The organism is Anaerococcus octavius (assembly GCF_900445265.1).
Classification (GTDB): Bacteria; Bacillota; Clostridia; order Tissierellales; family Peptoniphilaceae; genus Anaerococcus; species Anaerococcus octavius.
Genome location: NZ_UFTA01000002.1, coordinates 1,754,846 through 1,771,833, shown reverse-complemented (window position 1 = coordinate 1,771,833; position 16,988 = coordinate 1,754,846). Strand labels below are relative to the sequence as shown.

Annotated in this window: 10 protein-coding genes; all 10 read right to left on the bottom strand. The window is 31.6% G+C overall.

The features are described from left to right. Window positions 1–7 precede the first annotated feature (7 nt). Complete coding sequence (locus DY249_RS08475) at window positions 8–1,420, bottom strand: aspartate ammonia-lyase (RefSeq protein ID WP_101540788.1); 1,413 nt, start codon at window positions 1,418–1,420, stop codon at window positions 8–10. Window positions 1,421–1,764: 344 nt separating this feature from the next. Continuing rightward, window positions 1,765–8,508, bottom strand: coding sequence for a Cna B-type domain-containing protein (locus DY249_RS08470; protein ID WP_172540087.1), 6,744 nt, complete (start codon window positions 8,506–8,508; stop codon window positions 1,765–1,767). Further along, complete coding sequence (locus DY249_RS09445) at window positions 8,462–8,593, bottom strand: hypothetical protein (protein WP_281269045.1); 132 nt, start codon at window positions 8,591–8,593, stop codon at window positions 8,462–8,464. Before DY249_RS09445 ends, DY249_RS08470 begins: the two co-directional genes overlap by 47 nt. 454 nt (window positions 8,594–9,047) lie before the next feature. After that, window positions 9,048–9,695: a hypothetical protein gene (locus tag DY249_RS08465; RefSeq protein WP_115595860.1), complete on the bottom strand. Its 648-nt coding sequence runs from the start codon at window positions 9,693–9,695 to the stop codon at window positions 9,048–9,050. Further along, window positions 9,682–11,019: an MATE family efflux transporter gene (locus DY249_RS08460; RefSeq protein WP_115595859.1), complete on the bottom strand. Its 1,338-nt coding sequence runs from the start codon at window positions 11,017–11,019 to the stop codon at window positions 9,682–9,684. Before DY249_RS08460 ends, DY249_RS08465 begins: the two co-directional genes overlap by 14 nt. Beyond that, window positions 11,006–11,884 (bottom strand): metallophosphoesterase family protein, encoded by an 879-nt coding sequence (locus tag DY249_RS08455; RefSeq protein WP_101540792.1) that lies wholly within the window; start codon window positions 11,882–11,884, stop codon window positions 11,006–11,008. Before DY249_RS08455 ends, DY249_RS08460 begins: the two co-directional genes overlap by 14 nt. A gap of 1 nt (window position 11,885) precedes the next feature. Then, a complete protein-coding gene (locus DY249_RS08450) occupies window positions 11,886–12,791 on the bottom strand; it encodes a carbohydrate ABC transporter permease (protein ID WP_101540793.1) in 906 nt (301 codons plus the stop codon). A 66-nt stretch (window positions 12,792–12,857) separates the two neighbouring features. Beyond that, on the bottom strand, window positions 12,858–14,630 hold the full coding sequence (locus DY249_RS08445; RefSeq protein WP_218565052.1) for an extracellular solute-binding protein: 1,773 nt from the start codon (window positions 14,628–14,630) through the stop codon (window positions 12,858–12,860). A gap of 11 nt (window positions 14,631–14,641) precedes the next feature. Next, window positions 14,642–15,670: an ABC transporter permease gene (locus DY249_RS08440; protein WP_218565051.1), complete on the bottom strand. Its 1,029-nt coding sequence runs from the start codon at window positions 15,668–15,670 to the stop codon at window positions 14,642–14,644. After that, on the bottom strand, window positions 15,597–16,820 hold the full coding sequence (locus DY249_RS08435) for an ABC transporter ATP-binding protein (RefSeq protein ID WP_115595858.1): 1,224 nt from the start codon (window positions 16,818–16,820) through the stop codon (window positions 15,597–15,599). The genes DY249_RS08440 and DY249_RS08435 overlap by 74 nt, the downstream gene beginning before the upstream one ends. Window positions 16,821–16,988: the final 168 nt, after the last annotated feature.

The window sequence follows — 16,988 nt, the reverse complement described above, 5'->3', positions numbered from 1 at the left end:
TTACCTCTTAAAATAAATCTTCTTCATCAAGGATACCTGGTTTTATCATCTTTTTAAAATCTAAAATCTTATCCAACTCTTCATTTGAAAGTAAATTCTCCTCAACAACTAAATCTCGGATACTGTCTCCAGTTTTTAATGCTTTTTTAGCAATTTTAGAAGATTTTTCATATCCTATATGTGGAGCAAGAGCGGTTATAAGTCCAACACTTTTTTCTACTTCCTTGCTTAATTCTTCTTTATTTGCAATTATATTATCTATACAGTTTACCCTAAGAGTATAGATTGCTCCTTTTAATGTCCTTAGGGATTCAAAAAGTTTATAAAAAATCACTGGTTCAAAGGCATTTAATTCTAATTGTCCAGCCTCAACTGCCATAGTTACAGAAACATCATTACCAATTACTAAAAATGCTACTTGATTTACAACTTCTGGAATAACCGGATTTACTTTGCCTGGCATTATTGATGATCCTGCTTGTCTAGCTGGCAATTTTATATCAAAAATACCAGTTTGTGGACCAGAACTCATTAGCCTTAAGTCATTTGATATTTTTGAAAGGCTAGCTGCAAAAGTTTTTAAAACTGATGATGCAAAAAGTATGCTATCAAGATTTTGAGTTCCATCTATCAAATCATCATTTTGCTTTAAATCAAGTCCTGTAACTTCTGCTAAAACTTCCACAACTTCCTCAACATATCTTTCGTCAGCATTTAATCCAGTTCCAATAGCAGTCCCACCAAGATTTACAAAAGATAAAGCTTCTATTGCATTTTTAAATCTATTTACATCACGACTAAGCACCTTACTATAAGCAGCAAATTCTTGACCCAAACTCATTGGAATAGCATCTTGTAGTTGAGTTCTGCCCATTTTATAAACATCAGCAAATTCTTCTGCCTTTTTATTTAAAGAATCAATTAGCTTATTTGCTTCATCAATTAATTGTTCAAAATATCTTATAAGCGCAATTTTTCCACTAGTTGGTATAACATCATTGGTAGATTGACCTTTATTGACATGGTCATTTGGGTGGATTAATTTATATTCTCCCAAATTACCTCCAAGATTTTGCTCAGCCATATTTGCAATTACTTCATTGGCATTCATATTAAAACTAGTCCCAGCTCCACCTTGGATAGGATCGACAATAAAACTATCCCTTTTTTTGCCATCAAGTAAATTTTCACAAGCTTTTATAATCGCTTCAGTTTTTTTATCAGATAAAAGTCCTATTTTTCCATTTTCTATAGCACAGGCCTTTTTAACTTCCAAAATAGCATCGATAAATTTATCATCCATACTATAGCCTGTTATATTAAAATTATCTTTAGCTCTCCAGCTATTGGCTCCATAAAGAGCGTTTTCATCAACTTTAATCTCTCCAAGAGAATCATGTTCAATTCTAAAATCAGTCATAAGTCCTCCTTTATAACTTTACAGTTATATTATAAATTCAAATAAATTTATGTAAAGCTTCTTACTAAAATAAACATCTAAATCATTGAAATGAATCCAAAAAATATAAATATAAACTTTTAAACTCACCTCTATTAAATCTTTTTTAAATTTTGAAAGTTCTCCTTTGCAAACTAAATAAAAAACCCAGTTTTAAACAAATAAGAAATTTTATATTAATATATCTATTATAAATAGAACAAAAGATTATATACTATACTTATTAAATTAAAGCATTAAAATATCAGGCATGAAATAATCTTATGCCTGATATTAAAATTACACTTATAATAATTTATTTACAATTAATCTTCTTTTTTGTTTCTACTTGCAAATAAAGCTATCGCTGCTGTGAATGCTGTTGCTAACACATTGCCTAATCCATTTATGCCAGTTTTTGGGCTATTAGATTTACCAAACTTATCTAACCCTTTAGATTTTATAGGAGTGTTTGGTTTATTAGGAACTCTTGGTGTAATAGGAATATTCGGCTTGCTTGGTTTACCTGGTTCCCCTGGCTTATCTGGTGTTTCTGGTACTTCTTTTTTGTTGGTTACTTTGAAGCCTTTTTCCATGCTTCCATCGTAACTTACTTGGTATTTATTTTTACCGATTGTTATTTTACCAGTTTCTTCTCCGACTTCTTTGACTGTGTATTCATAGGCTTTTTCTGAGTCTACTTTTTCTAATGTGTCTAAGTCTTTGAATTCTGCTTTCCAGTCGTTGTCTTTGTTTAGTTCTAGCTTTTTGCCTGTAGCTTTGCCATCTTGGTAAAGTTCTACTTCTATTTTTTCTTCTGGGGCAGTTATTTCTTTGCCATCTTTGTCTTGCCAGATCTTTTCAACCTTGATATCTGCTTTTGATGGTGTTAGTGGTGTCAATGGTTTATCTGGATCTTCTGGTTTATCTGGTGTTTCTGGTACTTCTTTTTTGTTGGTTACTTTGAAGCCTTTTTCCATGCTTCCATCGTAACTTACTTGGTATTTATTTTTACCGATTGTTATTTTACCAGTTTCTTCTCCGACTTCTTTGACTGTGTATTCGTAGGCTTTTTCTGAGTCTACTTTTTCTAATGTGTCTAAGTCTTTGAATTCTGCTTTCCAGTCGTTGTCTTTGTTTAGTTCTAGCTTTTTGCCTGTAGCTTTGCCATCTTGGTAAAGTTCTACTTCTATTTTTTCTTCTGGGGCAGTTATTTCTTTGCCATCTTTGTCTTGCCAGATCTTTTCAACCTTGATATCTGCTTTTGATGGTGTTAGTGGTGTCAATGGTTTATCTGGATCTTCTGGTTCATCTGGTGTTTCTGGTACTTCTTTTTTGTTGGTTACTTTGAAGCCTTTTTCCATGCTTCCATCGTAACTTACTTGGTATTTATTTTTACCGATTGTTATTTTACCAGTTTCTTCTCCGACTTCTTTGACTGTGTATTCATAGGCTTTTTCTGAGTCTACTTTTTCTAATGTGTCTAAGTCTTTGAATTCTGCTTTCCAGTCGTTGTCTTTGTTTAGTTCTAGCTTTTTGCCTGTAGCTTTGCCATCTTGGTAAAGTTCTACTTCTATTTTTTCTTCTGGGGCAGTTATTTCTTTGCCATCTTTGTCTTGCCAGATCTTTTCAACCTTGATATCTGCTTTTGATGGTGTTAGTGGTGTCAATGGTTTATCTGGATCTTCTGGTTTATCTGGTGTTTCTGGTACTTCTTTTTTGTTGGTTACTTTGAAGCCTTTTTCCATGCTTCCATCGTAACTTACTTGGTATTTATTTTTACCGATTGTTATTTTACCAGTTTCTTCTCCGACTTCTTTGACTGTGTATTCATAGGCTTTTTCTGAGTCTACTTTTTCTAATGTGTCTAAGTCTTTGAATTCTGCTTTCCAGTCGTTGTCTTTGTTTAGTTCTAGCTTTTTGCCTGTAGCTTTGCCATCTTGGTAAAGTTCTACTTCTATTTTTTCTTCTGGGGCAGTTATTTCTTTGCCATCTTTGTCTTGCCAGATCTTTTCAACCTTGATATCTGCTTTTGATGGTGTTAGTGGTGTCAATGGTTTATCTGGATCTTCTGGTTTATCTGGTGTTTCTGGTACTTCTTTTTTGTTGGTTACTTTGAAGCCTTTTTCCATGCTTCCATCGTAACTTACTTGGTATTTATTTTTACCGATTGTTATTTTACCAGTTTCTTCTCCGACTTCTTTGACTGTGTATTCATAGGCTTTTTCTGAGTCTACTTTTTCTAATGTGTCTAAGTCTTTGAATTCTGCTTTCCAGTCGTTGTCTTTGTTTAGTTCTAGCTTTTTGCCTGTAGCTTTGCCATCTTGGTAAAGTTCTACTTCTATTTTTTCTTCTGGGGCAGTTATTTCTTTGCCATCTTTGTCTTGCCAGATCTTTTCTACTTTTATGTCTGTCTTTGATGGTTCTATTGGTGTTGGCGGAATTGGTGATTTGATTTTATTGTAATAGCTAGACAATAAATTTAATCTAATATTGTCACGTGAACTATAGTTGTTGCTTTGTCCAATATATTCAAACCAAGTCTCACCTACGGCTTCTTTGAATAATTCTTCATAATCACCGTCTTCAAAATAGTTCTTGTTATTTCTGTCTAACTTATCATAGCTATTTGCAACATTCCAATATATATCAAGTTCACCGTTTTCATCTTTATATACTTTATAGTAATGGTATCTTTCGTTATTTTTATCGTCCGAAATATTAGCATAGTTAGACGGATTTTCTGTTACTCTAAAGATAGCTTCACCTTCACCATGAACATTTTGTTCTATTTTAATTTGATTATCTTCAGTTCCACGTACTCTTAAAAGTTTTTCTCTAGCTATATAATAAACAGTGTCTATTTCATCGTCACTCAATTGGTCAATAGATGAAATGTTTCTACCAATTTTTTGTGATACGTCTTGATAAAAGGCGCTCTTATCTTCCTTAATTATATTTGGAATTGTTATTGTGATTGGATCATATTCATGCTCAACAGTATCTTTATCTTTCAATTTTTCAATTTTATAAGTGAATTTCCACTCATCATCTGGACCATTTACTAGATATAAAAGATTTTCTCTTTTTTGCTCTGTTGTTCCTTTCGGTAAAATTATATGTTTACCAATTGGTACATATGCATTTTTTTCATTAATATATTTATTTTCAACGGTAAAGCCTTCTTCAACATTACCTGAATAGGTTACCAGAAAAGCATCGTTCGTTATTTCAATTCTTCCGTCTTTTTCCCCAATTTCTTTAACTGTATACTTACTTACGCTTGAATTTTCTGTATCTTCTATTTGTCCAAAGGAAGCGGTCCACTCATTAGCATCGTTAAGTGTAACTACCTTTCCAGTAGCTTTACCATCTTTGTATAATTCTACTTCCACTTTTTCTTCAACACTATCTATTTCAGTACCATCAGTATTTTTCCATACTTTTTTTACTTTTATATCTTGTTTTGATGGTGTTGGTTTTTCTAATTGTATTTTTACTGGATTAGAAATATTAAATGATGTTTTAGAATCTTCAATACCAGCTGATTTAATTGTTGATAAATATGCAGTACGGTTATATGCATAATCTTCTTTCCCCTTATCTTTAGGAGCTTGCATCTTTATTCCAACTTCAGCTATCTTTTGTCCTTTAAATACATAGTCGCTTCCATCTGGAGTTTTTCTTAGATCAAAAGCTACAGCTGTAACCTTACTCAAATCATCTGGGGCTTCATTACTCCAGATTCCAGGATTTTTATCTATAGATAGATTGTCTTCGTTGTTATATGATAAGTTTTCAGCAGTAGAATAGTAAACAACAGGCTTAACACCTAAGTATTGTAATTCAGTAGTGTTTATACCTTTAAATGCTCCATGCCATCCATGTTCTCCATTCTTATCTGTTGCATTTTCTAAAATATCATATAACACAACATTTGAAGTTTCAGAATCTGCATTTGTTACAAGTCGAAGTTTATAACTATAATCTTCTCCTTCTTTTGTCTTATCTTCTGTGCTATAATCCTTGCCTTCTCCTCTTACGTATTTATTAAAACCAGTTTCCACAGGTAGGAGTATATCTTCTTCAACCTTAACAGCTCCATAAAGTGTGTTCTTTAACTCTGGGTCGACTTTTCCATCCCCATCAGGGTCATATAGATAAGATTTCCCGCTTTCATCATAAGCATTTCCTACTTCAAATGTTGCTTCTTCTGAGAATCCCTCTCCTCCAACTATAGCCTTTTTATCAGAGCGCTGAAAAGCGACAATATTATAATTATTATCTACCTTATTGGCATCAGCATATTTTGCTGTGGCAGAATAAGCAACTTGGAACCCAGTAGTAGCATAATCATAACTTTTTATCCAATTGTTGTTCTTACCAGCTGTACTTCTTAATTTAAACTTTACAAGCTGTCTTCCACTATCTTTATAATTATTTGAAACCACTTCCGCTTTTACAGTAGCTTTTTGATAAATTTCAGTATATAAATCTTTGTTAGCATATGCAATTGCAGATCCTTCATCATATTTATAGCCAAGTGGAAGTAAATCATAAAAAATTCCACTTTCTTGGGTCACAGGCTCATAAATATTTTTTGGAATTTCATTGCCGAAAATTTTTTCGTATTCTCTAATTTGAAATTTTTTTGTAATGGTCTGATTTGAAACATCATTTTCACTATAGACTTCCCATTTATCTAATTCTGCTTCATATTTATAACTTTCCAAATTAAATGCGACAGAAGCCTTTTTATTAATATCTTCAAAACTCTCTGTAGCTATATTGTATATCTTTATTTTATTTGCTTTTTCTAATTTTTCTCTAAGAGATACTACAGTTGGAGAGTTCCCTTTAATAATAAGTGATGAATCAATATCTAAATATGTTAACCCTTCTAAGTTTTTAGGTGAAACTACTCTAAAGGCTACCAAGCCGTCCTTAGGAATTAGGCTAGATACATCCCAAATTGCTGATAGATCACTCTTATCTTCTGAAAAGTTTTTACGACCCAACTCTTTCCAATCATCATCGGTAGCTGTTTTCCCATATAAGACAAATTCTTCATTTGTTCTATTGTTCTTACGTTCTCCAGTCCTTTGGTCTATTTCAATTTGATTAAAAGAAATTTCATTAGGTAGCAGCCTATAGTCATCTTTTCCAAGTTTTATTGATTCATTATCATCAATTTTTAGTTCTAATTCTTCATCAACTATATCATAACCAAACGTATCTGGGGAATAGCCTTCTCTTCTTTCTGAAATATAAAAAGAAGATTTTATATCCTCTCCATTTAATAATAAATCAAGATCTCCTGGCTTAAAATCCCCATTACTTGAGATGCCTTTATTAAAATAATGATCTCTCAGCTCATGATGATAATCTTCCCATGTCAATTCATTTGAAGCAGAAGTCGTTATTATATCGTTTTTATCATTATCTAACTTATCTCCCTCATGAACATCTGTAGCTCTTTGTTCAAAAATAACTTCATTTTTATATTTTATACCATCAGAACTTTTGTCTTTCGGGCGAGGATAACGAACAATAACTCTATATTCTGTATAATCTTTATCTGATTTGCTCCTGGTTTTAGAACTTTCACGCACATAAGAGCCATCATTTTCTTTAATAAATTTCACTTCATTATGAGGATATTCGTTGGAGTAAACTCCAACGAGTTCTCCACCATCTTGTGGCTTTTCAATTATTTTCGTAATAAAAGGTTGATTTGCAGTATTGACAATCGCGACAACATATTGACAGTAATTATATTTATTAATATCAAAATCTTTAGGTTTATTTCCAAATGGCCAAGAATATACACGACCATTGTTACCTGATGCTGCTTTATAAGCTTCTTCTAATTCTATTCCAGTGTCCAAGCGATAGCTTATCTTATTACTTTCAAGTTCTTCCGGTATACCATCATGAGTTGCTTTACCTTTTGCTTGAAGTACTCCCTTTGAACAGTCAATAACTCTTTGAGGGTTAATACTATATTCTACAGTTATAGCAACATTCTGAGAACCATCCAAATCTTTATAATTATAAAATACGATTTCATCATCTTTAGTATCCTCTGTTCCCTTAGTATCTATTCTATAAGTATATGATACTCCAGAGGTAGGATTCTTCTCATCCCCTATGCTGAATCTTTTAGGAACAACGCCACTATAGGTTCTATTACGAACATCAAATAATTCACGAGGAATTCTTACTTCTAATTCACCGGCCTTATACACTTTTTGATTAGAAATAGTAAGGACATATTGTTGTATAAGGTAATCTTTAGATGTAGTAACTTTATTTATTTCGTATTTTTCTATAGGATCACTTGTATTCCATTCTAGGTTGATTTTATAATTCCAGTTGTCTTTATATACGTTATTTACTACAAATTCACTATGTGTTACATTACCATTTTCATCTTTTGTGTACTTTGGTTCTAAAGCCATTGAATTGTGATAGTTGGATTTTGTTACAAGCTCTGCTTTATAAATAAGAGTTTTTCCATCTTCATTTTTTGACGGAAGATTTTTCCACTCATAAACAGTAGTAACATCTTTTCCAGTTTCTAAAGTTGCTCTACCATCTTCATATTCTTGCCAAGTTTTTCCTTCATCTGATGATGAATATAATTTTATAGCTAATGTTTCAGGTCTATTTTTTACTTCTACAGCTGTTCCAGCTCCGTCGCCCTTCCAGTTTATTATAAGTTTTGCTGTTTGTGTAGCTTTAATACTTTCATCTACCTTATCATTTTCTTTACTATCAGGAGTATCTCCACCAGAATTTTTTTCATCTGTAGCATTAGTAATATTCGTTGCACTATTATCATCAGTACCACTTGTTACATCTTTCTTATTAATAGTGGCATCTTCAAAATTGCTATCACTTTTCTCATTAGTTCCATTTTCTTTTTTCTTATCTATAGGATTGCTATCAACATTATCATTTCCTGAACTTACACTTTTGTCTAATGATGTTGCGGTTGTTTTATTTGAAGCTTCAGTAGGTTCAGAGATTGTATGTTCTAATTTCCCCCCCCCCAGAATTTTCAGCACTTGCAATACTTATAGGTGCAAGAGCATTTAAAATCATTAGCAAAGATAGTAAGACAGAAGAAAACTTTCTTAAAATTTTAGACATTTAATTTCTCCTCTTATTTTGAAATTTCACTCAGTTTCTTTAAACAAAAATTTTTGAAAGCTTAAATATGTAAGCTTTGTGTACAATAAAGTGAATATTACAGATACTCGTTTTTCCTCCTTTAACAAATATTTTTCTATTATATTATATAACATTTTTGAAAAAATGTAAAAATTATGTCGATCTTAAAATTTAAAACTATATTATATTAAATATATATATTATAGATTTTTTAGCAAGTATTACATTCAATAATAGAACATCTACTATATTAACAACGATAAGAGAAAGTTAGTTTAATACTAGTTCTTTGAAAGTCATTTCTAGATACTTTACTATTATTAAAACTTAAAGACCTTAATATTTTCTTTATATCTTTTTATGTTGATGGGATAAGTGATTTTAAGTTTTCTAAAACAAAAGAGGTATTGGAGCCTCTTTTTGTTAGATAAGTCTAGTTAATATTGAAAAGCAAATAAGAAATAGATTTTTTTTCTAGTATTTTTTTGTAAACATAATATGTCAATTCTATATAAATTCCTGGAAAGACTAGGATTAGAAGTATGAAGGAAATTTTATTTAAGAAGTATGTGGTTATTCCAATTAAAATGTCTAATAATAAAATGTCTACTATGTTTACAACTATAAGTGAAATAGAATTTTGTATATTCTCTTTTAAATTTAAGGATGGATACATTATTTTTATAAAAAAGCTCATAATCATTGCATTTAAAATCACAAATATAAGTATAATAAATATATAAAACAAGGTCTTGTACAAAGTTCCATTTGCTGCACTAAAGTAAAATATATCCAGAGATATGATTATTAATAGTAGTATATATATCAAACTCATTTTATAATTTTCTTTAAGATTACTTAGTAAATTTTCTTTAAGAATTTTGAAAATTTTTACCTTTTCTTTGTATCTTTCATTAGCTAATTTATTATAAATATTAAAAGCCACTATGTGGCTTGTTGCAAAGCTAAATATTCCCAATCCACATAAGAATGATAGGTCAAAAACTACAGATATGGCTAGATAATAATAAAGCTTTTCAAAAGCTGTCCTTAGTAAATTTTTTAGTTTATTTTTCGTCATTGTAATCTACTTTCTTTATCCATCTCTTCGATTTGAATCTTTTTGTCAAAATAAATCTTCTAAGACTTTCATCTAAGATAAAAACTAACCAAACGTAGCTTATATCAAAGCCGAGTTTTTTTACAAATAAGTATGACAAGGGAATTACTAAAGCGTAAGTTGTTATTATTCCAACTATTACAGGGAATTTTACATCTTTTAAAACATTTAAAGAATTTACCAAAACTTCGTTAGCAACTCTCATTGGATCTAAAAGTATTTGGAAAAATAATAGCTCTCTTACAATTTTTATAATCTCAGGATTGTCTGTAAAAATCCTTACCAAAAACTGACCAAATAATGCTAAAATCAAGTTTACTGCGGCAGCTATCAGGCTAATCCTATTTGCATTTCTTACAGCAAAATATTTTATCTGATCATATTTTTTGTTTCTATATAAATTTCCAATCACAAGATTTCCAGCTACTCCTGCTGCAACACCTATTGAAAAAATAAATGAAGTTATAGTTTGTGTATAGATTTTAGAACTTACAGCGATAGTTCCTAGAGATGCTATAATGGCAGTTATAATTGTTTGGCTAAAGTTATAGGAAATTTGCTCCATAGCTGATGGAATACCTAATGACAAAATTTCTTTTTTAAGAGGAATTTTTCTTAATTCTTTTTTTAAATCAAATAATTCCGGAATATATTTTTTAAGGGTAAAAAGTGTCAAAAGCATCCCCAAAAGTCTTGAAATAAGAGTTGCAAGAGCTATATTAGAAATACCACCCAAATTAAATATAATTATTATAGAATTGCCTAAAATTACCAAAAGTGTATTTGTAACCGAAACTTTTACAGCAATTTTTACAAAACCAAAGGCACGAAGACATCCAAGTATAAGGGATGTCATTGCCAAAAATATTATAGAAATAGACACTATCTTTATATATATAGAAGTTTCTTCTAAAAGTTCTATTGGCGTTTGCATGAGCATAAGGAGATTTTTATTGAATAAAAATACAGCTATCACTATCAAAATTGCAAGTACTGCATTTAAGATTACAGATTCCTTAAGGATTGATTTTACATAAGTTAGTCGTGATTTTTCTGCATTTTGAATTATAAGTATGCTGGCGCCAAGGACTACAATATTGGTAATCATTGCAAAAATATTTAAAAGTTGATCAGATATACCAATTGCTGCTACCATTTGGTCATTAAATAGGGAGAATAAAAATACATTAAAATTTCCTATTAAGGTAAGAAAAATTTGCTCCACTAGTAAGGGCCAAAATAGATCTTTGTATTCTTTGGTAAAAAGTTTCTTATCTATCTGCATCAATCTGTATATTTCTAGTTTTTATTGCGAATGGTTCTTTTGTAATTTCAATTACTGTTGCGCCTTTTGGGACATCTCCATAAGCTTGGAATCCTGAAGAGTTTGCGTAGGCAAGGTGGATACCATATAAAGTACTATCAAAATTATTCTCATGGTCATGACCTACTATCATGCCCCAGGTTTCACCATTTAGTAGCATATTTGCAAATAAACCTGTATTTATTTTCGGTGCAGAAATTTCTTCGTTGGTTTCTTCCTGTACTCCTGATAGGATATTTTCCTTACTTTGCCAGTATTCTGGAAGTGGAATATGTTGGAAAACTATACCACGTTTTACACCATCATTTTTTTTATATTTATCAGATGTTTTTCTGAACCATTCCACTTGTTCTGGCAAAACCCACTCATAAGTTCCAAAACCTAATCTATCATCAGCACCTGAATCGATAAAGTATAAGTATGCAAGTTCTTTGCCATTCTCACTTAGAGGGATTACATAATTTTCCTTATCATCTATGATAAAGCTATCTTTTTTTTCTGGTTTATTTGTAATTATCTTATCATAAATTTCTCTTAGTTCTGAGCGAGTAATGCCTTCTTCGCTGTCATGATTTCCAAAAGTAATAGCAAGAGGAGTATTGTATTTATTAAAATATTCCATTACAATTTGAAAGACCTTATCAGAATCTTTGACTCCATCTGACCACATAATATCGCCTGTGTGAACTATTAAATCTGGTTTTTCATCTCTTAAAACTTTATCAATTAAGCTGAAAGTTTTAATATCATCCTCGTGATGAGGTAGATTTCCAAAGTGTGTATCTGTGAATTGTACTATTTTAAAAGTATTATTTTTAAATTCCATATTATTCCTTTACTGATCCTATGGTGATACCTTGAACAAAATATTTTTGTATAAATGGATACATTATTACAATTGGAAGTATTACTACTATTATAGTTGCCATTTGCAATGAATCTCCAGTTACTTGTACTCTATCAAGTTGTTGGTAGGCAGCACCTGAGTTTCTAGCCAAAATATCCGCAAGACCTTGTTGGCGGGTTAGCATATCTTGCAATATTGTAGCAAGTGGTTTTAATTTTTGATTTCTAACATAAAAACTTCCTGCAAACCAGTCATTCCAATGACCAACAGCTGTAAAAAGTGTAACTGTTGCAAGGGTTGGCTTGCTCATTGGTAGTACCATATCTGTAAATATCCTAAATTCTTTCATGCCATCTATTCTTGCTGCTTCAACAAGGCTCATAGGCACTTGAGAAAATGCAGATCTAAGTAGCAAAATATTTGTCACACTATAAAGGCTTGGTATAATATAAACCCAAACAGTATTTGTAAGTCCCAATTGGCTTAAAACCAAATAATAAGGAATAGTTCCTCCACCAAAAAGCATGGTGAAAAATATAAAAAATGTAATCTTGCCCCTACCTGGTAAATCTGGAATGGTAAGTGCCCATGCAGCCATAGACATTAAAAACACTCCTAGAACAGTACCTAGTACGGTTCTGAAAATAGAAATAAAAAATCCATTTATTAGATTATCTTGCTTAAAAACTTCTTTAAAGTTTTCTAAAGTAAATTTCCTTGGAAAAAAAGCAATTCCTCCACTAGCTGCATCTTGTCCAGAGTTAAAAGCAAGGGCTAGGATGTGCAAAAATGGCAAAATAATTGCAAGAGCCATGAGTATCAAAATAATATAAAATATAACTTGTGCCCATCTATTTGTTTGGATGGCTTTTTTTGAGCTTTCCATAATCCTCCCTAATTAAAAGAATTCTCCGAAAAATTCATTTCCGGAGAAACTTTTCTTTTTTTAATATTAATAGAATATTACATCTCCATCTTTTTCTTTATCTTCTAAGAATTTGCAGAAATCTTTTATCCCAGCATTTTCAAGATCCTTACTTGCTTGATCTAATAGTGCTTTTGCTTCATCATCACTTTTTGCATAATAAGCTTTTATTATTGTGTCGTCCCAGTCATCAAGTGCTTGTGATAGATTACCATCTTCACCTTCAAATTCGTAGAGATAAGCTCTTGGGTAGAGACCATCTATAACTTCCTTATTTTTGTATTTTTCATCGTAGTTATATTCTTCAATAATCTTTTCAGCTTCACTACCACCTTCATCTCTTACACTATCACCCCAGGATTCTTCACCAAAATCTTCATAATTATCCATATCTGTATAAGCAAAATGCTCACCCCAGAATGCTCTTACTCCTCTAAATCCTTCTTTAATAGCTTCATCTGGATTTTCTTCTGCTTCTTTAACTAACTCTTTTTTAGGAACTGGTTTTCCATCTACCATATCGTAATGTTTACCTTCCAATCCGTAGAAATAAAGTAATTTACCTTCCTTAGAAGCCATCCAATCAGCAAATTTTACAATTTCTTCAGGATTTTTTGTTGTTGATGGAATAGCCCAACCTGTATAACCGGATTTATATGGCATAATCATATTATCAGATCCATCAGCTCTATTTAAGTCTCCTAGTGGTATCCATTCACCATTTGCAATTTCTGGTCTGTAATTATGAGAATCAGCAACTATTGCAAATGATCCGTTTTGAATTCCTTCTTGAGCACGAGTTTCTTCCATTGTATAGAATTCTGGGTCCATAAGTCCATCAGCAAGCCATTTACGAACTTTTGCAACTCTCTTTTCTGCATAGTCTGTCATGCATTCGTGTTTTACTTTATCACCATCTTTTAGGAATTTTTGAGCTCCTTCACCTTCCCAAACCATATCTCTGTATGGCCAAGGTCTATCAGATCCACCCCAGCTTGTTGGTCCAAGTGGTATCACAGGGTTACCATTTTTATCTTTATAATTACCTTTTTTAATTTTTTCAAGAAGTTCTTGCATTTGTTCTGTAGTTTTAATATCGTCAGTTTTTACTCCAAGATCTTCAGCAATATCTTTTCTCATATACATACCACCGATTGTTTTACGACCTGCCTCTGCAGGATTTCTATTAATAGACATATGAACTAGATATGTTGCACCATCTTGATCATCTCTCATCATGATATTATCTTTGGTATCTGCTGGTAAGTATCCATCTTCAAAATATTTTCCGTATATTTTACTTTCTTTAAGCGGTTTAGAAATATCAGCAAACATTCCTTCATTACTTGCTTTTAATAATAATGGGAATTCTGGTCTACCAGAGTTATCTAAGTAAAATGCTACTGCATCTGGAAGATCTCCTGAAGAAAGTCCTGCAGCTAGCGCTTCATAAGAATCTTCGTTGGATACAGATTCGATTGTTAGTGTAATACCTGTTCTATCTTTGATGTATTGAGCAATTTCTGGACTCATTGTACCTTCACCAGTATCTCCAGCTGATTCAAATACTAAAAGTTTAATTTCACGATCAGCTATCCATGTATCTGGTTTGTCCTTTTTATTTTCAGCAGTATCTTTATTATCAGCTTTATCTTTATCTTCTGTTTTATTTTCTGCTGATTGTGTTGTTTCTGTCTTGTTATCACTTGTGGTGTTGTTTTCATTATTACCACAAGCTGTTAGGGCAACTAAGCTCATTGCCATTAGCAGTGCTTTGCTAAATGTTTTTTTAAGATTCATAATTTCTCCTCTTACCATAAAGAATTTTCACCGTATTTGTCGGCTAACTTGTTTACTCCAACTGTTAAACCAAGTCCTACAAGTCCTTGGATAAGACCAACAGCTGTTGCTGGACCATATCTGGCTTTTTCAAGCCCTGTTTTTACTACATATGTATCGATTATTTCCGATACTTGATAGTTACCTGGATTTTGCATCAAGTATACTTGATCAAATCCAGCTGATAATATTCCACCTAGAGAGATGATAAATAAGATCATAATTGTTTTCGAAATCCCTGGTAGGGTTACGTGACGAGTTTGCTTTAATCTATTTGCTCCATCTATGGCTGCTGCTTCGTAAAGGGATGGTGAGATGCCCATGATTGCAGCATAATAAATTATTGAGTCCCAACCAACATTCTTCCATAAATAGGCTCCAAATACCGCTGGATAGAAGAATTTGTTTTCCATCATATAAAATTTAGATCCATCACTAATTCCCATATTTCTTAATAGATTATTGATAAGTCCTGTATTTGGAGCAAAAAGTTTATTTAGCATACCAATTACTACCACCCAAGATATAAAATAAGGTAAATATGTAACTGATTGAAAAAATGATCTGTGCTTGGTATTTACTATTTCATTAAAAATTAAAGCTAAAATTATTGGGAAAGGTAAATAAACAAATAGTTTTATAGCTGAAATAATGAGGGTATTTCTAATATAAATAGGAGTTTGCCTATCAGTAAAAAACTCTCTAAAATATTGTAGTCCTACCCAGCCTTTACCATACATTCCAGAATTAAAAGAAAATTTTCTAAAAGCTAGAATATTTCCTGTCATTGGCCAATAAGAAAATACAATAAAAAACAAAATAGCAGGTGTAAGCATTAGATAAAAAGTTTTATATTTTGCAATTTTTTGCCATATAGTTTTTTCCACTGGCTTAAAGTATGGATCGTTCTCATTATTATTTGCTAGGCTAGAAACTGTGTGCTTTGCTATATGTGCTGTTTGGCTGATTTGATTTGTCAAATTGCTCGTCTGATTTTCCACTAGCTCTGCCTCCTTTCTTTTTTAGATTTTGATAATTTTTTTCATTATCAAGTACAATTCTATCTGTAGTATCTTTGTCAAAGAAATTTGCAAAGTCTAGGTCAAAGGCAAGGGTTAAATCTTGATTTCTAGTAAACTCATCAAGGGTATTTATTTTTGCAATAATATTTTGATTTTCAACTAAAAAGTGAATTAATGTTTCAGACCCTAACATTTCTGCCAAATGCACCTTGGTACTAAATGGCACATATCGATCATTCGATTCATTTAATTCGCGAGCTAATACAATATTTTCTGGACGTATACCAAAAATTAATTCCTTGTTCATATAACCTTTAAAGGTTAATTGAGTAAGGATACTTTCATTTAGTTTTATAATGCCATCACCAGTTTTTAGTCCATCTTCAGTTAGTGTTACCGAAATAAAATTCATAGCAGGCGAACCCATAAATCCTGCTACAAAAATATTATTTGGATATAAATAAATATCCTTTGGTCTAGATACTTGTTGGATAATGCCATCTCGCATTAAAACAATCCTATCTGCCATAGTCATAGCTTCTACTTGATCGTGAGTTACATATATTGTTGTGTTTCCAAATTCTTTAGAGATGTTAGAAATTTCTGATCTTGTTTGTACTCTTAATTTGGCATCAAGATTAGAAAGAGGTTCATCCATCAAAAATACTTTAGGATTTCTTGAAATCGCACGTCCTAGAGCAACCCTTTGGCGTTGACCACCAGATAATTCTTTTGGTAATCTGTCCAAATACTCAGTAAGACCTATAACGCCTGCTGTTTTTTCAACTGTTTTTCTTATTTCATCTTGACTTTTATTTTGCATTTTTAATCCAAATCCCATATTTTCAGCAACTGTCATATGTGGATATAGGGCATAGTTTTGAAAAACCATGGCTATATCGCGGTCTTTGGGATGCACATCATTCATAAGTTTATCTTCAAAATATAGCTTTCCTGAAGTAATATCTTCAAGTCCTGCTATCATCCTGAGTGTTGTAGATTTTCCACAACCACTAGGTCCAACAAGTACGATAAATTCTCCATCTTTAATATCAAGATTAAAATCTCTCACCACGTGTTGGCCTTCTGTATAATCTTTGTAGATATGCGCAAGTTGTATATTGCTCATGCATGCTCCTTCTAGTTTCTTAGTAATTTAATTTTTGATTTTTTCTTATTTTGAAATTTAGGCATATAAAAATATGCTTAATTAGATCAGCATTCATGTATAAGGATAATTTACTTTTATTAAATCTATATAAGATAAATGTAAAATTAGATATTAAAGAAAAATGTT